The sequence below is a fragment of the Hydrogenispora ethanolica genome (assembly GCF_004340685.1).
Classification (GTDB): Bacteria; Bacillota; UBA4882; order UBA8346; family UBA8346; genus Hydrogenispora; species Hydrogenispora ethanolica.
The window spans coordinates 114,108-136,221 of the sequence record NZ_SLUN01000007.1 but is presented as its reverse complement, the minus strand read 5'-3'; the positions used below and the strand labels follow the sequence as shown (position 1 = coordinate 136,221).

General features: G+C 54.4%; 17 protein-coding genes. 1 reads left to right on the top strand and 16 read right to left on the bottom strand.

Annotated elements, in window-relative coordinates:
* Window positions 1-362: 362 nt before the first annotated feature.
* Window positions 363-947, top strand: a complete 585-nt coding sequence (locus EDC14_RS08200; RefSeq protein WP_132013791.1) for a hypothetical protein — start codon at window positions 363-365, stop codon at window positions 945-947.
* 326 nt (window positions 948-1,273) lie between these two features.
* Here EDC14_RS08200 and lonC read toward each other — a convergent pair whose 3' ends face one another.
* From lonC to EDC14_RS08120, 16 genes are all read right to left on the bottom strand, one after another.
* Window positions 1,274-3,265: a Lon family ATP-dependent protease gene (gene lonC / locus EDC14_RS08195; RefSeq protein WP_132013790.1), complete on the bottom strand. Its 1,992-nt coding sequence runs from the start codon at window positions 3,263-3,265 to the stop codon at window positions 1,274-1,276.
* Between the two features lie 178 nt (window positions 3,266-3,443).
* A complete protein-coding gene (gene rplI, locus EDC14_RS08190; RefSeq protein ID WP_132013789.1) occupies window positions 3,444-3,893 on the bottom strand; it encodes a 50S ribosomal protein L9 in 450 nt (149 codons plus the stop codon).
* 12 nt (window positions 3,894-3,905) lie between these two features.
* Window positions 3,906-4,226, bottom strand: a complete 321-nt coding sequence (locus EDC14_RS08185; protein WP_132013788.1) for a MazG-like family protein — start codon at window positions 4,224-4,226, stop codon at window positions 3,906-3,908.
* Window positions 4,227-4,436: 210 nt separating this feature from the next.
* Complete coding sequence (gene rpsR / locus EDC14_RS08180; protein WP_132013787.1) at window positions 4,437-4,682, bottom strand: 30S ribosomal protein S18; 246 nt, start codon at window positions 4,680-4,682, stop codon at window positions 4,437-4,439.
* Window positions 4,683-4,707: 25 nt separating this feature from the next.
* Window positions 4,708-5,118 carry a single-stranded DNA-binding protein gene (locus EDC14_RS08175; protein ID WP_132013786.1) on the bottom strand — a complete coding sequence of 137 codons (411 nt, stop codon included), beginning with the start codon at window positions 5,116-5,118 and terminating at the stop codon, window positions 4,708-4,710.
* Window positions 5,119-5,133: 15 nt separating this feature from the next.
* Window positions 5,134-5,421, bottom strand: coding sequence for a 30S ribosomal protein S6 (gene rpsF, locus EDC14_RS08170; RefSeq protein WP_132013785.1), 288 nt, complete (start codon window positions 5,419-5,421; stop codon window positions 5,134-5,136).
* A 300-nt stretch (window positions 5,422-5,721) separates the two neighbouring features.
* Window positions 5,722-9,468: a bacterial Ig-like domain-containing protein gene (locus EDC14_RS08165; protein WP_132013784.1), complete on the bottom strand. Its 3,747-nt coding sequence runs from the start codon at window positions 9,466-9,468 to the stop codon at window positions 5,722-5,724.
* Window positions 9,469-9,731: 263 nt separating this feature from the next.
* Entirely contained in the window at window positions 9,732-10,493 is a 762-nt protein-coding gene (kduD, locus tag EDC14_RS08160; protein WP_132013783.1) for a 2-dehydro-3-deoxy-D-gluconate 5-dehydrogenase KduD, read from the bottom strand.
* A gap of 15 nt (window positions 10,494-10,508) precedes the next feature.
* A complete protein-coding gene (gene kduI / locus EDC14_RS08155) occupies window positions 10,509-11,336 on the bottom strand; it encodes a 5-dehydro-4-deoxy-D-glucuronate isomerase (protein ID WP_132013782.1) in 828 nt (275 codons plus the stop codon).
* Between the two features lie 402 nt (window positions 11,337-11,738).
* The gene (locus EDC14_RS08150; protein ID WP_132013781.1) at window positions 11,739-12,764 is read right to left on the bottom strand and encodes a LacI family DNA-binding transcriptional regulator; all 1,026 of its coding nucleotides are present in this window, start codon (window positions 12,762-12,764) and stop codon (window positions 11,739-11,741) included.
* Window positions 12,765-13,707: 943 nt separating this feature from the next.
* Window positions 13,708-15,144: an MFS transporter gene (locus EDC14_RS08145; protein WP_132013780.1), complete on the bottom strand. Its 1,437-nt coding sequence runs from the start codon at window positions 15,142-15,144 to the stop codon at window positions 13,708-13,710.
* A 168-nt stretch (window positions 15,145-15,312) separates the two neighbouring features.
* Window positions 15,313-15,882 (bottom strand): flavodoxin family protein, encoded by a 570-nt coding sequence (locus EDC14_RS08140; RefSeq protein WP_132013779.1) that lies wholly within the window; start codon window positions 15,880-15,882, stop codon window positions 15,313-15,315.
* 438 nt (window positions 15,883-16,320) lie between these two features.
* Entirely contained in the window at window positions 16,321-17,364 is a 1,044-nt protein-coding gene (locus EDC14_RS08135; RefSeq protein WP_132013778.1) for a sensor histidine kinase, read from the bottom strand.
* 3 nt (window positions 17,365-17,367) lie between these two features.
* Window positions 17,368-18,036 (bottom strand): response regulator transcription factor, encoded by a 669-nt coding sequence (locus tag EDC14_RS08130; RefSeq protein ID WP_132013777.1) that lies wholly within the window; start codon window positions 18,034-18,036, stop codon window positions 17,368-17,370.
* A gap of 1,148 nt (window positions 18,037-19,184) precedes the next feature.
* The gene (locus EDC14_RS08125; RefSeq protein ID WP_132013776.1) at window positions 19,185-20,147 is read right to left on the bottom strand and encodes an ABC transporter permease; all 963 of its coding nucleotides are present in this window, start codon (window positions 20,145-20,147) and stop codon (window positions 19,185-19,187) included.
* A 96-nt stretch (window positions 20,148-20,243) separates the two neighbouring features.
* Complete coding sequence (locus EDC14_RS08120; protein ID WP_132013775.1) at window positions 20,244-21,746, bottom strand: sugar ABC transporter ATP-binding protein; 1,503 nt, start codon at window positions 21,744-21,746, stop codon at window positions 20,244-20,246.
* Window positions 21,747-22,114 lie beyond the last annotated feature (368 nt).

The window sequence follows — 22,114 nt, the reverse complement described above, 5'->3', positions numbered from 1 at the left end:
CGAAATTCCGAAGCTGCCGTCTTCGGGGGCACGCAGGACCTTCATGACTCTTCCTGTCCGGACCTTCCGGCGTTCCCGGCACTCCTTCCCAAGGCCCGGGACATCCCGTCGAACGCTTCGGCAAACCCGCCGGGAACGCCGGAAGGCCGTCCGGAAGCATCGGCAAGTCTGCCAAAGATTTCGGCAAGCCTTCCGAAGTTCCCAGATGGCTTGCCACAGCCCATGGCAAACATTCCGGCGGCTTTGCCGAGCCGCCCTGAAATCATGGTCTGTTCGCGGTTTCCAAATTATGATATACTGAGACGGTAAGGCTGACGGATGCTTCAGACTAACGCCATCATGAAGAACATGGGAGAAAGCCGATGACCGAGCGGGAATTACTGGAACTTTTAGTCCAGAAGGTAACCGGGATCGAACAAGAATTGACCGGCGTGAAACACGAAATAACCGGAGTCCAACATGAGATTACCGGTATGAAACAAGAAATAACCGGAGTCCAACATGAGATTACCGGTATGAAACAAGAAATAACCGGAGTCCAGCAAGAGATTACCGGTATGAAACAAGAAGTAACCGGGCTCCAGCGGGAAATGACCGGTGTGAAACAGGAAATGACCGGTGTGAAACAGGAAATAACCGGTCTCAAACGGGAAATAGCCGGGATGGACCGCAAGATAACCGGGATGGAGCGAAAAATTGACGGTATGGGGCAGGATATCCATCTGCTCCAGCTCCAGCAGGCCGAGCACGGGCAGATGATCCAATCCTTGGTTCATGCCAGTGAGGCTCAGAAAGCGCAGCATGAGGCCTTACAAATGGAAGTGGCCAAGCTCTCCGGGGAAATGCGCCAAGGTTTCGCCGATTTGACCGAGGTGCAAAAGTCACTGCTGGAAATGTACGGCGCCCACGAGGCGGAAATCCGCACGTTGCGGCGGCGCCCGGTTTAACGGAAACCCCATTTAAATTAAAAAACAAAACTCCCGATGGCTCGGGAGTTTCTTATTGTTTGGATATTCGCAGCCATGTGATAAAGTCCTCAAATTCGGAAATCACTCTTTCAAAGGATTAAAAAACGACTTTATCACTTGCTTCTCTGAGCTTTTGTGTTCACCCCGGCCTTCGGACAGGGTTTATCACAACGCTTTTAGCAGCCATGTGATAAGTCCTCAAATTCGGAAATCACTCTTTCAAAGGATTAAAATCGACTTTATCACTTGCTTCTATGAGCTTTTGTGTTCACCCTGGCCTTCGGACAGGGCTTATCACAACGCTTTTAGTTCAAAGCGCTGTCGATGGGGGATTCCGCAGCCGGTTCCGCCTCCAGCAGCACCCGCTCCATGATGTCGGCCACGGTCTCCACCGGAATTACTTGAACGTTCTTGAGCTCCTGCGGGATATCCTTCTCGTTCTCCTTCGGCACAAAGACCCGTTTCATCCCGGCTTGCCGGGCGCCGTAAATCTTCTCGGCCACCCCGCCCACGGCCTTGATCTTGCCTTGAATGGATACCTCGCCGGTCACCGCCACATTCTGCGGGATCGGGCGGTTGGTCAGGCAACTGATCAACGCCAGGGTGATCGCCACGCCGGCGGACGGACCGTCGATCCGGCCGCCGCCGACCACGTTGACGTGGGCGTCATAGTCGGAAAGATCCTTCCCGGTCAACAGCCGGACGACCGAGGCGGCATTGAAGACCGAGTCCTTGGTCATGCTTCCGGCGGTCTCGTTGAAACGCAACCGGCCTTTCCCCTTTTCGGGGCTGGGAAAACAGACCGCCTCGATCTCCAGCACCGATCCGACAAAGCCGCTGACGCCCAGGCCGAAGATTTTGCCGATCTCCCTTTGCCCGGAAGCCCGGACCGTCAGGAAAGGCGACAGCCGGCTCACCTGAAAGACCTCCAACAATTCGGACTCGCTGATCCGGATATCCTCCAGCCGCGGATTGCCGTCGCGGTTTTTATATAAGGCCAAACCGCAGGCGTCGGCCAGAATCCCGGCGGCCTTCCGGCCTTCCATGGTGTATTCGCTGATCATCTCGGCCACTTGCGGTTCGAGCGGCACCCGGATCCGGGCGGCGGCGTTGGTGACAATCTCCTGAATCTCCGGTTGCTCCAGGGGTTCGAAATATACCTCGGCGCAACGGGAACGCATCGCCGGACTGATCTCCGACGGATCGCGGGTCGTGGCGGCGATCAGAATGAAATCGGCCGGCGCGCCCTCGGTGAACAGCTTTTTAATATATTTCGGGACATTCGGGTCATTGGGGTCGTAATAGGCCGAATCAAAGAAGACCCGCTTATCCTCGAGCACCTTCAACAGTTTGTTCTGGAGCATCTCATCCATCTCGCCGATCTCATCGATGAACAGCACCCCGCCGTGAGCGTCGGTGACCAGACCCAGCTTGGGCTCGGGAACTCCGCCCTCGGCCAGATCCCGCTTGGCGCCTTGATAGATCGGGTCGTGCACCGATCCCAGCAGCGGGTTGGTGACTTCCCGGGGATCCCAGCGCAAGGTGGTCCCGTCGACCTCCACGAAGGGGGCTTCCGTTTTGAACGGCGTGAACGACAGCTTCTTGGCCTCTTCCAGCACCAACCGGGCCACGGTCGTCTTGCCGACTCCGGGCGGTCCGTACAGGATCACGTGCTGTGGAAAGGGCGAGGCGATCTTGGCCAGTAAAGACGCGATGGCCCGGTTTTGGCCGACCACCTCATCCAGTTTGGTCGGTTTCAGCGCTTCCAGCACCGATTTGGAGAGATTGACCTGATCCATCTTCTCCAGATCGGCCAATTTTTTCAGGGTGTGCGGATTATCAGGGCCGGAACTCTCCTGCAGGATCTGAATCTTGATCTCCTTGAGATATTCCTCGTGCCGTTGTTGCATCCGGTCGGCGATCTTCTTTTCGATCTTCTCCTCCACTGTCTTGCGGGCGATCAGATCGGCAATCTCCTCTTCGATCTCATTCAAGATCTCGGGGAGATTCTTCCGGGCCGGCGGGGGATCGATGGTCGGATCCTCAAAGACGATCCGCTGCAGGGCCAGAACCCGCTCCTCCAGGATCTCGGAACGCATCAGTTTCAGCGCTTCCAGCTTCCCCGCCTTGAGAACCAGCCGGTCGGAACCGTAGAGATTGGACAGCAGCGCAAAAACCGCCGCGATCTGCCGTTCCAGCTGATCGTCGTCGAGCAGCCGGTCGTGGAGCGGAATGGCCGGTGGCGGCGGCGCCGTTTTTTGAAAGATATCGGTAAATTGTTTGACAATATTTCGCATCGGACTTCTCCTTCCCGTCAAAAATCCGGGAACAAACCCGTCAGTCATTACCCTTCGCCGGGTTTGAGAATCATCCTTTCAAAAGGCATCGACAGGCCGGATTTCATTCAACTTATCTATCTAAAATAACGAAAACCGGCGGCACCGGTTTCCGGTAAAATCTGTTCGTTTTTTAAAATTATTGCTCGGGCTCGACCTTGACAATCACTTCGGTCGTGACTCCCTTATAGAGATGAATCTTCACCGGATGATCGCCTAGGGTCTTGATGGCGTCGTCAATGGCCAGTTTTCGTTTGTCCAGTTCCACCTTGGCGAGCTTCACGATCTGCTCGGCCACTTCTTTGGCGGTGATGGAACCGAATAACCGGCCGTTCTCGCCGGTCTTCGCCTTGAAGGTTATCGTCAAGCCTTTTAACCGCTCGGCCAAGGCTTTGGCCTCTGCTTCCTCCCGGATCTCTTTCTGAATGGCGTTTTCTTTCACTTCCGCCAGTATTTTCAGGTTCCCCGCAGTGGCCTCGATGGCCAGATTCTTGGGCAGCAGAAAATTCCGGGCGTAACCGTCGGAAACCTCTTTAATCTCGCCTTTTTTCCCTAATGCTTTGACGTCTTGCTTCAAAATAACTTTCAATGATTTCACCACCTAATATCGATTGCGGTCTTTCAAGTAATTTTCCAAATTGGAGACGTCTCCATACCACTGTTCCAATTCGTGCTCTTGCATCGGCGGCGACTGCAGCTTCTGACGAATGATCTCATCCAGCTTGGTGAAGGAGATGCCAAGCCGTTTGCCCAGGAAGTAACAACTGACAATCAAACCGGCCAAAGAATCCTGGATCAACTCTTCATTGTTCTTGATCAGGGCTTTGAAGAGGGTCCCCATGCCGGCGGCCAATTCCGCCTTAATCCATTCGATGGTCCGCAGGTTCTTGACAATATTGAAATCCGGGTTGCTCGAAGACATCAAAACAATCCTCCTTCAACCCATGATATTCTCTATCAAGACCTTTTTTTCCTGCGCTGAAATAATTTTGCAATAATTTTATCGCCCGTTTCAGAATCGGAAATTGCGTTACTTCCGGCTTGCATCGCCCATTGCTCTCCGGGCCGGCGTTCGCCGCGGGCCGTTTCAAAACCGCCGGCAACTGTTATAAAAAAGGGGCCCTTCGGCCCCTTATTCACTGGTATATGGCAACAAAGCAATTTGCCGTGCCCGTTTGATCGCATTGGTCAATTGGCGCTGGTGAACAGCGCAATTGCCCGAGATCCGGCGCGGTAAAATCTTGCCCCGCTCGGTAATGAACCTGCGCAACTTGGGGATTTCCTTATAATCGATCGCGGTTACCTTATCAACGCAGAAGGCGCATACCTTCTTCTTGGGGCGGCGACCGCCGCGACCCTCTTTGTCGTTTCTGGGCATATTATTTCACCTCCGATAGTCAAACCTAAAATGGAAGATCGTCGAGATTCACGCCGCCGAGATCGTCATGGCCGCCGGAACCGGAAGATCCGGAACCCGGGGCAGCCGTAGCGTCATCGCGACCCTTGTCCAAAAACTGGACTTGGTTGGCGACGACTTCGGCAACGCGTCTCTTTTGGCCATCTTGTGTCTCGTAACTGCGAATCTGCAACCGGCCTTCCACCGCCACGAGACGCCCTTTCTTCAAGTAATTGGCACATAACTCCGCCTGTTTTTGCCAGGCGATGATCCGGATGAAATCCGTCTCCCGCTCCCCTTGTTGGTTGGGAACCGGGCGATCCACCGCCAGATCAAAATTGGTTACCGCTGTACCGCTCGGCGTATAACGAAGTTCCGGGTCTCGCGTGAGTCTCCCGATCAGGACAATATGATTCATCTGCCATCACCTTCGTTATTCTTCTTTTTTGATTACCAAGTGGCGAACGATATCGTCGTTGATGCGCAACAGCCGCTCGAGCTCTTGCGCGACTTCTGTGCCGGACTTGAAGGTCATCAGGATATAGTGCCCTTCGACTTTGCCGTCAATCTCGTAAGCAAGACGCCGCTTGCCCCAACGGTCAACTTTGAGAATCTCACCGTTACCGTTCTTGACAACATCCTCGAAGCGGGCGACCGCTGCCTCAAGAGCTTCCTCTTCCAGGTCTGGCCTGAGGATATACATCGTCTCATAATCCCGCATCCGATTTCACACCTCCTCCCTATGGACTCATTCGGCTCCCTTCATTGGAAAAGGAGCAGGGAAGTCACCGTAACATTATATCACTTCGGACTGAAACGATTCAAGATTTATTTCCATTGATGGGATGAAATATTTTCACACCCAGGTCGCACCACCCGGCGGCGGTGAGCGCAGAATTTTCAACCATCGATGCCGGTCTGGGATGATGATGCCCAAAAACAACCGGAGCCTCCGGCCTGCTGCTACGTTTTCATGCTCATTGCTTGGACCTTGAGACGCTGATTGGCGTATCGGTCCGGATCAGCGCTTGATCTTCAAGAAATCGCCCCAAATAATATTGCCCTCGGCGTCGCGCTGGTAGGGCAGGGACGGCGTCAGTCCGGCGAAAATGGCCGGATTCAAAACCGTGCCGGATTGGTTGACCGAGGCGCTGCCGTTCCAGAAGTAGTTGCTCTGGTCCGCGGCGAAGGCCGGATAGCTGTCGCTCCCCCCGGCGCCGCTGCGGTAGGATACAAAGTTCCGAATCACAAACTGCAACGGGATCCCCGGATAGGATGTGAATTCCAGATTGGCCCGGCCATTGTCGTACGAAACGCAATCCAGCGCCTGCACGGCGGGATTACTGTTGCTGGTGAAACCCACGGCCCCATTGCCGAAGGCGAGGCTGTTCCGGATGACATGGGGTACCGCGATGCCTTCCCCGCCGAGCTTGAAGCCGTTCTTATCGCCCCGGCCCACCGTTCCGTCCGTCAACGCGCCATTGGCATAAGCGATGCACCCTTCGATCAGCACCGTTCCGATGGCGCCGCTGCCGGCTTTGGTGTAGAGATCCCAGCCGTCATCGATGTTATGATGCGAAATACAACCCCGGAAGACATTCCCCACACCGGCCGTGAGTTTGGCGGCAAAGCCGTCGGCATTGTTGTCGGACGGATCGCGGTTGTCATACGAGGTACAATTCAAGATCAGGTTATGGGACGGCCAATCGGACAGGTTCTCCAAGGTCAGGTCGGTGCGGCTGATCTGCAAGCCCGTATCCCCGTGCTGATAGAAATTGCAAAGCTCCACGATATTGTGGTTGCCGCCGATGGTGAATCCCTTGGTATTGGCCGCCGAGCGGGCGAAATCGATCCCTTTCACGTGCCAGTAATCGCCGCTGAGCAGCACGCCCTCGGACTTTTTATTGAAATCGATCACCGGTCGCGCGCCGGGGGCCGCCACCAGGTACTTCATGGCCCCGGCCGTGCCGTCGTTATACTTTTTGATCTCCAGTTTCGAACTGCGGAGGTATTGGCCGTCAAGCAAAATGATCGTTTGGCCTTCCCGGACAAATTCGATGGCGGTATCGAGGTCCAGCGGAGCGCTTTCGGTGCCCGTGCCGGCGCCGGAACCCCGGGGCGACACGTAAATATCGCCGTTCGGCGCATAGGAGCGCCGGGTAACCGTGAAGTTTTTGACGATCTTCTCATAGGAGGTCAGATATTGGGTGTCCTCCGGCAAAAAGGCCACGCTGAACGGGGTCGTCGCGCCGGCGGCGATGGCCGCGGGCACCGTCAGGATCTGGCCGGCCGCGACCGCTTTGTCCCGGGCGATGACCCGGTTCCCTTTTTTCACCGTGACAATGCCGTCCACATTGGCCCGGACCAACAGCGGATACGTGGTCTTGGAGGTTTTATCCGGCGATAGGATTTCCAGCCCGGGCACGATCTTTTCTTTGGGAGGGTCCACCTTCGGAGCGTCGGTCTCGGCCGCGGTGACCGTAAATTGAATATTGCTCACTTCGATCGTCGCCAGGCGCGCGGCATAAAAACCTACGTAAATCTTAGAATCCTGGACTTTTAAGATATCCGGCTGGAAGAACAGTTCCGCGGCGCCGTTGTTCAATCTCCCGGTAAAACCGCTGTTGGTTCTGGCCAGGGTCAACCGGTAGGGTTTGGCGGGATGAGTATTCCCCGGTTCCGGCTTCTCATTGAGGAGCATCTTGCGCTGCACGCCCTTGCTGCCCGCGCCGTCGGGAGAGGTGATCCCGGTCCGGATGAACAGCTGGGTGCCGTTGGGATTCCCGGTTCCGCCGCTGTGTCCGCCGACCGCCGCGATATTGGAGGCGAAGATGCTGGAATCGCCGGGCTTGCCGATGGCGTCCCGGGCCATGATGCCGAAGGATTCCTGGCCGTCATGCGGGTTCTTGGCGTAGGCTTTGACCTGGATATCGGCGGATAACACGAAGTTATCCTTCTGCCCGTCAATCTCCGTATAATAGAACGTGATGCCGTCATGGTCGCCGGTTACTTTTCCGCCGCCCTCCAGCGCTACCAGCTCGACGTTCCCGTTCTCTTTCACCGTCGCATAATTCCGGGTCTCCGATGTCGACTGGCCGAAGCGGATGGTCTTCCAAGTATAGGCCATATTCTCCCTTACCGTCACCGGGAGCGTAAGCGGCGCGAGCCGGCCGTCTTTGGGAACGATCCGGATCGGGTAAACGCCGGTCCGCGCCGAATCCAACGCCGATGAATCAATGGCGTATTCTCCGGCGGGCAGAACCTCCCGGTCCAGGTTGTCGTAGACCTTGGAGACTTCCAGGCCCGCGGCGTCAAAGGACTGGCCGATCCAATAGGTGGTTTTCGGATACTTGGTCACCTGGATGCCGGTGAGCTCCTTGGCTTTCACCGTTACTTTCAGGATGGCGGTTTTGCCTTTATGGGAAAGGGCGACTTCCTTCTCCCCCGGAGTTGCGGCATCCAACGCGGACGCCGCGTATTCATCCTTGGTGAGCCGCGCTTCCGTGCGGTCGCTGTATTTGGCGTAGACCACCATCCCGTCCAGGTCCAATGATTCGCCGAGGAAATAACGCGTCTTCTCCGGCGGCTTGCGGATCTCCAGGTCCAGCAGCGCGGCGGGTTTGACAGTCACCGTGAAGCTGGCCGTTTTGGCGGGATCGGCCTTCAGGGCGGCGATGACCGTCTTTTTCCCCGGCGTGGCGCTATCGAAGCCGGACAGGGTATATTCGGCGGGATCGAGCGGCCGGACGGCTCCGGTGTTGAAGGTGCCGTTGATGACCATCCCGGCCGGATCAAAGCGATCGTTTAAATAATAAGTGGTCTTGGCCGGTTCGTAGGCAATGTCCATCGCGGTGCAGGCCAAAGCGACCACGTTCACCTGGAAGCTAGCGGTCTTTCCGCCGTAGTGAACCGTCAGATTCTGCGTTCCCGCGGCGTTATTGTCAAAGCCGGTCACGACATAATCCTTGGCGGTCAGCGTCTTCACGGCGCCGCCGGCCTCGGTCGCCGTCACTCCCAAGCCGCTCAGATCCAGCGCCTGCCCGGTCAGATACTCGGTCCTGGCGGGGCGGCTGGAAACGGCGACGTTCGCCACCGTCGTGAGCAGTTCAATATCGGAAAAGGTAACCTTGGCATTGCGGGCCGCAAAAAGGCCGAGGTAGAATTGGCTGCCGCTAAAGAAGCCGGCGCTGTCGATGACCGCGGTCTGGGAACCGCAGCTGACGACGCATTGGTTATCGGCCGTCTTGATCAGCCGCAGGATGAATTGGTTCCCCGCCTGCGCCGGCGCGTCCACCAGCGTTATCGCCGGATTGACCAGCAGGGTTCCTTTCCTGTAGAAGGCCTGCATTTTGCCTGCCAGGGCGCCCACCGCCACGAAATTGGAGGCATGGCCCGAGCTGTCGCCGTTGACGCCCACGGTGTCCCGGAGCATTATCCCGAACGATACCTGGCTGGCGTTGGTATAGCTCTCCACCTTGACTTTGGCGGTGAGCTGAAACGGTTTGGCCGAGTCCAGCGGCGTATGGTAAAAGGCGATCCCTTCCACGGTGCTGGAGATCTTGCCGCCGTTCCCGGTGCTTTCGATGGTCACGCTTTGATCGGCATTCACCGTGATCTGATTGACGGCGGAGGAAGCCGTGGTACTGCTCCCAAAGATGCTGGATTGCCAGGTCTCGCCGGGCGGCGCGCTCGCCACCGGCACTCCGCCGCAGGCGACCGCCAGCAGGAGCAACACCGACACGATGCTCAGGATCAAATTTTTCTTCATGAAACAGCCCCCCTCTTGATAATTTGGCAATGCCTTCACAACCGCTTGCCCGCTCCGCGAACAGATTAGGCAATTTCCAAGTATTTGCCACTCTAAGTATAGTCCCGGAGGGTGCAATAGCCCATGGCCACTTTTTTACTTGCGGGGGACAATTTTTAACCGATGGAGGAAAAAATGAAGAAAACCTCCGCCGTCTCCCGACGGCGAAGGTTTTCAGAGAATCGCTGAAATACGGATGAAGCCGGTCCGAGTGGCGCCGCCGCTTACCGCGCCAGCCAGCCGCCGTCCACCGCGATGGTGAACCCGTTGATGTAGTCCCCGGCGTCAGAGGCGAGCAGCAAAGCCACGCCTTTCAGGTCATCGGGAGTGCCCCAGCGGCCCGCCGGAATCCGGCCCAGAATCTCGCTGCTGCGTCCCTCGTCGGCGCGCAACGGCGCGGTATTGTTGGTGGCCATGTAGCCCGGGGCGATGGCGTTGATATTGATGTGGTACTTCGCCCATTCGTTGGCCATGGCCCGGGTGATGCCCATCACTCCGCTCTTGCTGGCGGTGTAGGAGGGAACCCGGATCCCGCCCTGATAGGACAGCATCGAGGCGATATTGATGATCTTGCCCTTGGAACCCTGTTTGACGAATTGTTTGGCCGCCAGCTGACTGAAGAAGAAGACCGTCTTCAGGTTGATGTTGAGCACGTCGTCCCAGTCCTTCTCCGAAAACTCCAGGGCGTCGTTGCGCCGGATGATGCCGGCGTTGTTGACCAGAATATCCAGCCGCCCGAACGCCTCCAGCGTCTGGCGGAGGATCCCCTCCAGCGGCTCCAGGGTCAACAGGTTGGCCACCAGCATCAGGCATTTGCCGCCCAGTTCCTCAAGGCGTTTTTGGGTCTCGGGGGCCGCCACGTAATCGACTCCCACCACCGTCGCGCCGGCCTCGGCCAGGGCCAGGCAGATCCCCTGTCCCAGACCGGTGCTGCAACCGGTGACGATCGCTACCTTGCCGTCCAGCTTAAATTGGTCTAAAATCATCGTTCGCAACCTCCTCTATTTCAATTGGCTCATCGGAACGGCGTCCATGTCCGAGAAGACCTGGTTCTCGCCGACCATTCCCCAGATGAAAGTGTAGTTCTTGGTGCCCACACCCGAGTGAATCGACCAGCTGGGGCTGATCACCGCTTGCTCGTTGCGCATCACGACGTGGCGGGTCTCACCCGGCTCGCCCATGAGGTGGAAGACCACCGCGTCGTCGGGAATGTTGAAATACAGGTAGACCTCCATCCGCCGGTCATGGGTGTGACAAGGCATGGTGTTCCACATGTTGCCCGGCTCCAGGATGGTCATTCCCATGACCAGCTGACAGCTTTTGACGCCGTCGGGATGGATGTATTTGTGGATGGTCCGTTCGTTGGACTCGTTCAGGGAGCCCAGGTGCTGGGCAGCGGTCTCGCTGAGCAGAATCTTCCGGGTGGGATAGGTCTGGTGCGCCGGCGCGCTGTTAAAATAGAATTTGGCGGGCGCCTGCGGATCGGCGCTGGTAAAGACGATCTCCTTGGCGCCTTTCCCGATGTAGAGGCCGTCCCGCGAGTCCAGCTCGTATGGCTGGCCGTCGACGCTGACCGTCCCCTTCGGGCCGATATTGATGATCCCCATTTCGCGCCGTTCCAGGAAATAAGCGGCCCTGAGCTCCGCGCCGGCCTCCAGGGTCAAGGGAGCGACCGGGCAGGCCGCGCCGGTGATGATCCGGTCGATCTGGCTGTAGACCAGCTTGATTTCGCCCGACACGAACAGGTCTTGGATCAGGAAATCCTCCCGGATCCGTTCCGTGGTGTAGTTCTTAAAATCCTGCGGGTTTGCCCCACTGCGTACTTCCATTGCTAACGCCTCCTGTTTGAATTGATTCGGATGATACCGTTTCGTAAAAAGTCAAAGGTCCAAAGTCTAAAGTCTAAAGTCTAAAGTTCAAAGTCTAAAGTCTAAAGTCTAAAGTTCAAAGTTCAAAGTCAAAGGTCCAAAGTCCAAAGTCCAAAGTCCAAGATCCAGGGGTCTAAAGTCTATAGTCAAAAGTCCAAGGCCCAAGGTCAAAGGTTCAAGGCCAGAGGTCCCGGATCACCAGTCTGGAAGTTTCTGTTTTGGACTTTCGATTTTCATCTTTCGACTTTCGACTTTCCGACTTTTGACTTTTCTGACTTTTGACTTTTCCGACTTTTGACTTTTCCGACTTTCGACTTTCCGACTTTCGACTTTCCCGACTTTCGGCCTTCACCTTCGGCCTGATCAGCCCATCCTTTCTTCCTCCGGTTCGCCGCAGGACTTCCGGACCACCAGCCGGGGTTGGAGCGTGACGTTGCGGTACTCCCGGGCCTCGTCCGGGGCGAGGATCCGTTCCAGGATCATCTGGGCGGCGGTCCGGCCCAGCTCGTGTTTGCGCTGGCGAACGGTGGTCAGCGCCACCGGCAGCATCGCCACCATCTCGATGTCGTCATAGCCCACCAGGGCCAGGTCCTCCGGGACCCGGACCCCCTTGCGGTAAAAATACTTCAGCGCCCCCATGGCCACCACGTCGTTGACCGCGAAGATGGCCTCGGGCAGCTCTCCGGCGTGAAGCAGCTGGCGGGCGGTTCTCTCACCCTCCTCGAAGGTGGCGTTGGTGGAAATGACCCACGCTTCGGGAACGGCCAGGCCCTGTTCGGCCATGACTTGCCGATAGGCGCGGAGCCGTTCCTGGCTGGCGAAAGAGTCGCGGGGCCCCGCGAAATGGGCGATTCGCCGTTTGCCGCGCCGGATCAGGTGCCGCACCGCGGCGGCGGCCCCGGCGAAATTGTCGTTGGTGATAAAGTCGGCCGTCACGCCCGGCACCCAATTGTCGATGAGGACCAGCGGAATGCCGTCCCGGACCAGATCCTGCAGCGGCTCGGGGCGGTTGGTCACCGGGACCATGATGATCCCGTCCACCTGCTTGGCGCGGAGAAACTGCAGATAATGCCGTTCTTTTTCCGGATTGCGGTCGGTATTGCAAATAATCAGGCTGAAGTTGCGGCCACTGGCCACATTCTCAATGGCCTTGCTGATATGGGCGTAATAGGGATTGATAATATCCGGAATCACCAGGCCGATGCTGTCGGACCGCTTCAACACCAGCCCGCGCGCCAGGGCGTTGGAGGTGTAATTCAGCCGCTGCGCCAGCTCTTTGATGCGCCGCCGCGTCTCCTCGCCGATCTCCGGGCTGTCCTTGAGCGCCCGTGAAACCGTGGTATGGGAGACATTGGCCATCCGGGCGATATCTTTGATGGTGACCGTCACTGGCAAACCCCTTCCGCTTTAACGTGTGCGTCAACGGTAAAATGAAACCAGCAGCTCCCGTCGGGACGCTACATTGGTGGACCGACACCGTGCCCGCTCTTCCAGCCGCTGGCGTCCTCAATCTTGCCATTTCGCAGCCACGCCGTTCTTACCAGTTTCCAAGCGGCGAACCACCGATCGGCACGGCCATCCCCCGGCAAACGGCTAACGTTAACGTGTGCGGAATGATTAATTTCAGTATAGCAGATCGCCGGGGAATTGCCAACGTTTTTTTCGGGAACCAGCCCCGACCGGGTCCGGCACATCAACGACGGAGCGCCGACCCGATCGATTCCCGAGAAACGTTCCCTGCATTCCACCACCGGTCCGGTCCGCCGCCCGACAATGAAGCTCGCTGGCGCTCGGTTCACCTCTTGTCAGGTTGGGGCTTCCATCCCGCTCCCCGGCCGTTTCATCCGGCATCCCATCGTACCCGGGGACCATCCCGGCTCTCCTAATATATCAGTTGATTCCTTCTCATGTCAGGTATGGTCTTCCGTCCAACTAGGATATTCTTCGTCCTTGTTAGGATGAAAGCCATCCTTGTAAGGTATGCCGCGATCCTTTCATAGGATCCTTCGATCCTTGTAAGGTATGCCTCGATCCGTGTAAGGGATGGTCTTCATCCTTGTAAGGGATCCCCTGATCCTTTCATAGGATCTTCTGATCCTTTCTTCCCGAAGGTTCATCCTAGCATCCCGGAGCCTTCGGGAACCATCCCGGGGGTTCCGGGATAAAGGACCAAGGCTCGGGGATGCAGGACCAATCCTTCGGGAAAGAGGACCAATCCTTCGGGAAGCATCGACAGATCTTCGGGAAGCATCCCCGAGGTTCCGGGAAGCTTCCATGAACGTCATCCCTTTAACTCCAACTTATTCATGATCGTGAATCTTCTATCCCATTTTTACAGGCTGTCAGTATGTTGGTGTATCTTTTTGGGGAGTAAGAAAACAAATGATATAGTTAAGATCAAAATACCGACAGCAGACCAAATGGCATATCTCACGCCCACAGCAAATCCGCTGATTTCAAATGAACTTCCAATAGAATTGAAAAAAATCGTACCGAGAATAGCAATACCGATACTGCTGCCAACTTGCTGCATCATGTTCAAAATACCAGAAGCCGAACCCGCATCCTGTTGCGGAACTTGTGAAATACTAAAATCAGTAAGAGGCGCTACAACCATGCCCATGCCCGCACCAGCGATAAGAAGTATGGGAAGCAGCTGCCAATTGCTCAGGGATGTACCCGCTTCGTGCATCACTAATTCTACGCCTGCAAGCCCAATTGCACATAGGATCAACCCTAATACTACTATCTTACGACCAATTTCAGGTGCCAGTTTCATTACTGAAAACGCTGCCGTCACAGGAACCATTAACGAAAATGGTAATGCGGTCATGGCCGCGTGCAAAGGCGTAAAATGTAATCCCATCTGCAAGTAAAATGTAAAGACGAGAAAATAGCCGCTCATGGCAATCATAAATAAGGAAAATACCGATACTCCTCCAATAAAGCTCTTAAATCGGAAAAGGTTCAGTGCGATTAAAGGAGATTGATTTTGTTTTGTGCGATGCTTCTCATAGACAATAAACAGGAAACCAACGATGACCGCAGCTACCATTGAAATATATGTCCAAACAGGCCAACCCAAGCTATTTCCTTGTATCAGCGGATACAGCAGCATGATAAGCGAAGCCATCGCCATTAGCGTACCCGGTATATCTACACGTAATGGGTTTATAGATTTTGATTCCCGGAGCACGAGCGCAGCGGCTATAAAAATGAAAACTCCGATCGGAATATTAATGAGGAATAATGTACGCCAACCTAGTTGGAAAAGATTAATCTTGATTAGGAATGCACCCAATATTGGCCCGGCAACGGTTGCAAATCCGCTGATTCCGCTGTAGGCGCCAAGCGCCCCGGCACGTTCTTTCGGTGCAAATAAAACTTGGATATAAGAAAGCACCTGTGGAATCATCATCGCGGCCATGATTCCCTGGATTGCTCTGGAAAAAATCAGCTCATTGATGGTGGCGGCCCAACCAGAAAAAGCGGAGGCAATCGTAAACCCTGCTATGCCTAGCATGAACATTTTTTTTCGACCTAAAATATCCCCAAGTCGCCCGCCGGTAATGATAATCAGTGCCATTCTGAGGATATACACATTTGCCGTCCACTCAACAGCCGATGAACTGGCCTGTAAACCGCTTTGAATGGAGGGTATGGCAATGTTGATGATCATGGTATCCAATATATCCATAAAAGACGCGAATAGAAGTATGACTAAGGTAAATGTACGGCGTTTACTGTTCATATTTTCTCCCTGCATCATTGTGCCATCCTCCGCTTGATTTTTGGAATTTTATTATAATTTGTGACATGCTTTAACCTCCATGTTCCGGCAACCATGGGAACTCAACACCAGATATTTCGCACATCACAGCAAACCAAAGGATACCCCTGCTTATCCGCAATTGCAATATCCTCATGATTCCGGGAATCATTCCCCAACCAGCGATGAACCGATATCCTTCAGGAGAGTGCGCAGATCTTCTCTCTCATGCGCCGGTCCATTGCGCATACCGGTGACGACAGGTACCTCTTTAACCTCAAATTCCAGCAACTCAAACATGTGTTTCGTATAATCAATATACGACTGGAACAGGCCGGAATCAGGATTACCCTGATTAAACGCAAGGATCAGCTTTTTTTGCGCGGCGTTTTCTGCTTTGAAATACGGCGAGTATCGCGGCGAGAATCGCGCAAACATCCTGTCAATGAATATCTTCGCCTGGGCACTCATCTGCATCATGTAAATCGGCGAGCCGAAAACAATGGCATTGGCATGATCAATCGCATCATTAAGTTTCTGCATGTCGTCTTTGATAACACAACCCCGATCGCCCTTGTGGCAGCCCCAACAACCCCGGCACGGTTGGATATCCAGATCGCCGAAATACCAGACTTGAGTTTCGGCGCCCCGTTCTTTCGCACCTTCGAGTATTTTATTGACTATCCAGGCGGTATTGCCTTCTTTCCGCGGACTTGTGATAATTCCGATGATTTTCATCTTTCCTCTTTCCTCCTTATCAACGGTTTGTTCTGTGAATTGTGTATTGATTGATTTAAAAGCGTTGTGATAAACCCCGTCCGAAGGTCGGGGTATTCACAAAAGCTCAGAAAAGCAAGTGATAAAGTCGTTTGATATCTTTTTGCAAGGCAATTGCCGATTCGAAAGACTTTATCACATGGCTTTTAAAAGCGTTGTGATAAACCCTGTCCGAAGGTCAGGGTGGACACAAAAGCTCAGAGAAGCAAGTGATAAAGTCGTTTAAACCTTTTTGCATGCTGATCTCCGTTTCGAAAGACTTTATCACATGGCTTTTAAATCTTGTGTTGTTGCAATCATAACATCCCCGTTTAAACTGAATTTAAACGAAAGCCATAAAGTAAAAAAGTACAGTCTCGCCAATCCTCCGCGAAACTGTACTTTTTAATTTTGGTCTTATCAAAGTGGCAGGATTACGGTAAAAGTTGTACCTGCTCCTACTATGCTCTCGACATTAATATTACCTTGGTGCATATCAATGATTTTTTTAACAATGGAAAGCCCCAATCCGTTGCCCTGTTGGGAGCGATCCCTGGCTTTATCTGCTTTGTAGAAGCGCTCAAATATATGAAGCCGCTCTTCTTCAGTCATGCCAATACCGGTATCGGAGATTCGGCAGACAGCATTTTCGCCTTGCCGGTGCAGCTCCACTCGAATCGTCCCACTCTCGGGAGTAAATTTGATACTATTATGGATGAGATTGATCCATACCTGGCTCATCAGGCTTTCATCTGCTGTTATCGCTAGCTGATCCAAGAACCCTTCCATTTCTATTTTTTTCTGCGTCCATTGGGGTTCGCATGCCAGGATAATATTTTTTAGCTGTTTATCCAAACGATAAGTGACCGGTGTAATCTTGCTGTTTTCCGCTTCGAGAGAAGTCAGTTTAAGCATGTTGTCACTCAGTTGCGACAGCCGTATGCTTTCGGTTTCAATGATACTTATAAAACGCAGGCGATCCTCGGAACTTAATTGGTTATTGTGTAAGGCCTTAGCAAACCCCCTAATTGAGGTCAATGGCGACTGAATCTCATGCGAAACGTTAGAAATGAAATCTTGCCGCATCTTCTCCATCTGGTTTAATTCTAATGCCATCTTATTGACGTTGTTAATCAGATCTTCGAACCCTTTATTTACATGAAAGCCTAAGTCTAAGCGGCTTGTAAAATCCCCTCGTGAAATTTTTTCAAGCGCCGCTGTAATTGCGGCTAAGGCTTGTTTGATTTGCGCCCGATGTATCATCTGGAATAAGCCAAAAAGCAGGATCACCCCAAATAGCCCGAGAAGTGAGTTAATGATCTGAATAAATACAGGAGATAGGCTCTCTATTGTAACGGTAAATAGATGTGAAGTTAGAAAAAAGGCCCCTGCAATGCAGCCTGCATATATTACCAATAGCAGGACGACTCCGGAGACAACTTTCAAATTTTTTCCTTTGCCCATGGTTTATACCTCCAGACGATAACCGAGGCCCCGAATCGTCCTGATTTTAAAGTCACACTTTTCTTCCGGAAAACGTTCGCGCAACCGGTTAATATGGACGTCCAGCGTCCGTTCATTTCCTTCAAAATCATAACCCCAAATATCCTCGATCAACTGCTCTCGCGAAATTGTCCGCCCCGGATAGCTGGCTAATTTGTATAGCAACTCGAATTCCTTGAGGGGAAGGGTTAAATTTTCGCTACCAACAGTTACTTCATAGGTTTTGCGGTTCATCGATAATTTTCCAATCTGAACTACCTGGGATGATACAATTTGATATCGCTTCAATAATGCTTTTACTCTAACCACCAATTCCAAAGGGTCAAAAGGCTTAACAAGGTAATCGTCGGTTCCGAGTTCGAAGCCTTTAATTTTTTGACTTGTTTCTCCTTTAGCCGTTACCATAAGCAAAGGAATGTCATAACTCTCGCGCAGTTCGCGGCACAACTGCCATCCGTCCATGTTGGGCATCATGATATCAAGAATGGCCATATCCACTTTTACTGTCTCAAGCTTTGATAGAGCTTCAACACCATCTGAAGCCTCATATACCTCGAAGCCTTCATTGCTCAAAAATACTTTTATCAATTCTCTAATATGCGGGTCATCATCTACGATCAAAATCTTTCCCATCGTGATTCCTCACTTTTGCACGTCTTGAGACTAGTGTCCTACCTAATGTTACCAAAAATATATACCTATTATTTAAACTGAATTTAAATAGCTCACCTTTCACAGTGTCAAAATAACGTGAAAAGCTTAATAATTAAGGATTTTCGCCAAAAGACAATCGGAGTTGACGTATGAGTCCAAGTCCAAACATCAAGGAAGCAACCCTTTGCCCTTCCCGAATCTGGAAGGGAAACCACCGGGCTCCGGGGCCTAAGCGCTGGAAAAGGAATGAACTCACCCATCTCGCTTGCGGCTGATGCCCGTCCATGGACGCCGCAGCTTGAACCATCCTGGTTCGAGGGAAAGTCAGGCCGGTTCAAGGCAGCCAATGAGTTTTTTTAGACGCTTTTTCTCAACTTTCTCAATTACCTAAACCAACCAACTCTCCAAAAAAACTTCAAACGACACTATTCCCGCAATATTCGCCTCATCAAACCCGGCACGACGCCGGAGGCGCGGAATCGATACACGGACGTATCACCTGACGTCGCCCCCGAAGCATCCCCAAGCAACGCCGCCACGGACGGCAATTCCTTCCATGAGGGACCCGCGACTCGGAGGAGCGGGATGGGGGGTCAAGGGGGCACTCGCCCCTTGCGGCGGGGGTACCGGCCTAGGGGGTTTGCCGCCAAACCCCCTGGCCGACCTTGGCACAGGATTTAAGTTGGATGGACGGTTTTTCTTCGTTCTGAAAACAAGCACTTGAAAGAATGATTACGATAAAAAAGAGGACCAGGACATGGGAAGCATCCTTGACTCCTATCCGCATCTCCCATTCCTGCTCCGTGACCGCCCACCCCTCTTCCGCCGAACCCCCGGGACGAAACAAAGCATCACGAGCAGTAGCGAACAGACTACCGGGCCGGTTTTATTGGAATTCTTCGCTGCAAAATATCCTCCTGCCCATTCATCCTGACCTTATGTCTACCATACCATAATCGTCCTTTCCTGGAAAGCCGGGATCTCAGCCGTTTTTTTCCGAGCGGCTAATCGAAACCCCGGGGTCCCAGGCGCTCCCAATAAAAAACCTGCGCATCGTTCCGATGCGCAGGTTGCAATGGCAAAATCGCTCACGGGCCGTCGCCCGAAGTCCGGCCGGGTCCGCGCCGCTAGTTCTCTTTATTCTGGTCGAAGATCACCGCCACCAGGATGATCACGCCCATGGTGATGGTCTGCCAGTAGGAGGAGACGCCCAACAGGCTCAGGGCGTTATTGATGACGCCGATGATCACCAGGCCCAAGGTGGTCTGGATGATGCCGCCCCGGCCGCCCGACATGCTGGTGCCGCCCATCGCCACCGCGGCGATGGCGTTCAGCTCGTAACCCTGGGCGGCGTTGGGTTGCCCGGCCTGCAGCCGCGAGGCCAGCGCCGCGCCGCCCAAGGCGGCCAGGACCGCGCCGATGGTGTAGACATAGAACTTGATCTTGACGATATTGATCCCGCTGAGCTTGGCAACCTCTTCGTTACTGCCCACCGCGAAGACGTACCGGCCGAAACAGGTGCGGGTCAGGACGATATGCGCCGCGATCAGGACGATCCCCATCAGGATCACCATCACCGGAATGGGGCCGATGTAGCCGATCCCCAGCCAGCTAAAGGAGTCCGGCAGGCCGAAGACCGGCCGCGACTCGGTATAGACATAGGCCAATCCCCGGGCCACGCTCATCATCGCCAGCGTGGCGATGAAGGGCGATACCTTCAATTTGGCGATGTTGTAGGCCATGATCCCGCCGCAGATTCCGCCCACCACCAGCGCGGTGGCGGCGATCACCAGCAGTCCGGTGAAGATGCCGGCATTCGGAAAATACTTGATGGCCACGGTGGCCACGATCCCGGCCAGCGCGGCCACGGAGCCCACCGAAAGGTCAATGCCGCCGGTCAGGATCACAAACGTCATCCCGGTGGCGAGCAACGCGTTGATGGCGATCTGCATCATCACGTTCACCAGGTTGGTGGGTTCGATGAAACGCGGCACAAAGACCGCTGCGATCAGGATCAGCGCCACAAAAAAGAGCGCCATCGAGTTTTCCTTGGCATACCTGCCGATTTGTTGGGCTGGGTTCGTACTCATCAAAACAACCTCCTCCGTTTCGGTCGCGAACTTGGCTCATCCCGCGAGACCCGCCGGACTCCCATGGAGCCGGATCCCGGGCAAAGGGCGAATATTTCAGCCGCCGCTGATGCTGGCCAGCTGCATGATGTCTTTTTCGGTGGCGCCCGGGCCGGGGATGAAACCGGCGACCCGTCCCTCGCGCATCACCATGATCCGGTCCGAAACCCCCAACACCTCCGGAAGTTCCGACGAAACCATGATGATGCTGCCGCCTTCCTCCACGAACTGCTTCATCAGCAGGTAAATCTCGGCCTTGGCATTGACGTCGATTCCCCGGGTGGGCTCATCCATGATCAGGATCTTGGACTGGGCCACCAGCCATTTGGCGATGACCACTTTCTGCTGGTTGCCCCCGGAGAGGCTGCGGGTCAGGGTGCTGTCGCTCGGCGTCTTGGTGCGCAGCGCCTCGATATAGTGAAGCGCCACCTCCCGCTCCCACTTGAAATCCAGAAAACCTTGGCGGGAATTGGCGTAGAGGCTGGCGAGCGAGGTATTCTCCCGGACGCTTTTGGCCAACAACAACCCCTGGTTGCGCCGGTCCTCGGGGATCAGGCCGATCCCGGCCTTGATCGCCTGCTGGGGCTCGGTGAACCGCACCGGCTTGCCGTATAAGAGACATTCGCCGCTGTCCACCGGGTCAGCTCCGAAGATGGCCCGCATCACCTCGGTGCGGCCCGCGCCGATCAGGCCGGCCACGCCCAGGATCTCGCCGCGCCGCAGCGCGAAAGAGACATCGTCAAAGGCGCCCTTCCGGGTGTAATGCTTCACTTCCAGCACCACTTCGTCGCCGGGCGGGACTTGCGATTTATAGTAAAATTGCGTGATTTCGCGGCCGACCATCAGCGCAATCATATGGCTCTCGTCAATTTCGGCCAGATCCACCGTCCGGACCACCTGGCCGTCGCGCAGGATGGTGACGGTATCGCCGATCCGGGCGATCTCTTTCAGGCGGTGTGAGATATAAATAATGGCCACATTCTCTTTTTTCAGCTTTTCAATCACGCGAAACAACGCTTCGACCTCATGCTCCGAGAGCGAGGAGGTCGGTTCGTCCATGATCACCAGCGAGCTGTTTTGCGAAACCGCCCGGGCGATCTCCACCATTTGTTTGTCGGCATTGTTGAGTTTGCGGATCACTGCTCTGGGGTTGATCCGGACCCCCATCGATTCCAGTAACTTGCCGGTCTCCTCCACCATCTTTTTGCGGTCGATGAAGCCGGTATTGCCGATCTTCGGTTCCTTGCCGAGAAAAATATTCTCCGCGACCGTCAGGTCGGGAATGACGCTCAATTCCTGGTGGATGACGCTGACCCCGGCCGCCAGCGACTCCCGGGTATTCTGAAAGTTCACTTCCCGGCCGTTCAGTTTGACGCTCCCGCTATCCCGGGTATAGACCCCGGAAATGATCTTGATCAGCGTCGACTTGCCGGCGCCGTTCTCCCCCAGCAAGACATGCACCCGTCCGGGATAAATATTGAGTGAGATATCCGATAACGCCTTCACCCCGGGAAACGATTTGTTGACCCCGGTCATTTCGATCAATGGCGTTTGATGCATGTTGCTTCCTCCTCAGGTACGGAACGGCCAGGGCCATTCCCTACGCTACATTTACCGATACGCTACCGCTGCCGCCGGACGCCCGGACGCGGGCCGGGAACGGCCGCAGCCGTTCCCGGCGCCTGTCCTTGCCGAGGCTCAGAAGCCATGGGATAAAGTCTTTCAAATTAGAAATTCTCTTGCTAAAAGGCTTTAAACGACTTTATCACTTGCTTCTCTGAGCTTTTGTGTTCACCCTGGCCTTCGGACAGGGTTTATCACAACGCTTTTAGAAGCCATGGGATAAAGTCTTTCGAAACGGAAAGCGACTTTATCCCTTGCTTCGCTGAGCTTTTGTGTTCACCCTGGCCTTCGGACAGGGTTTATCA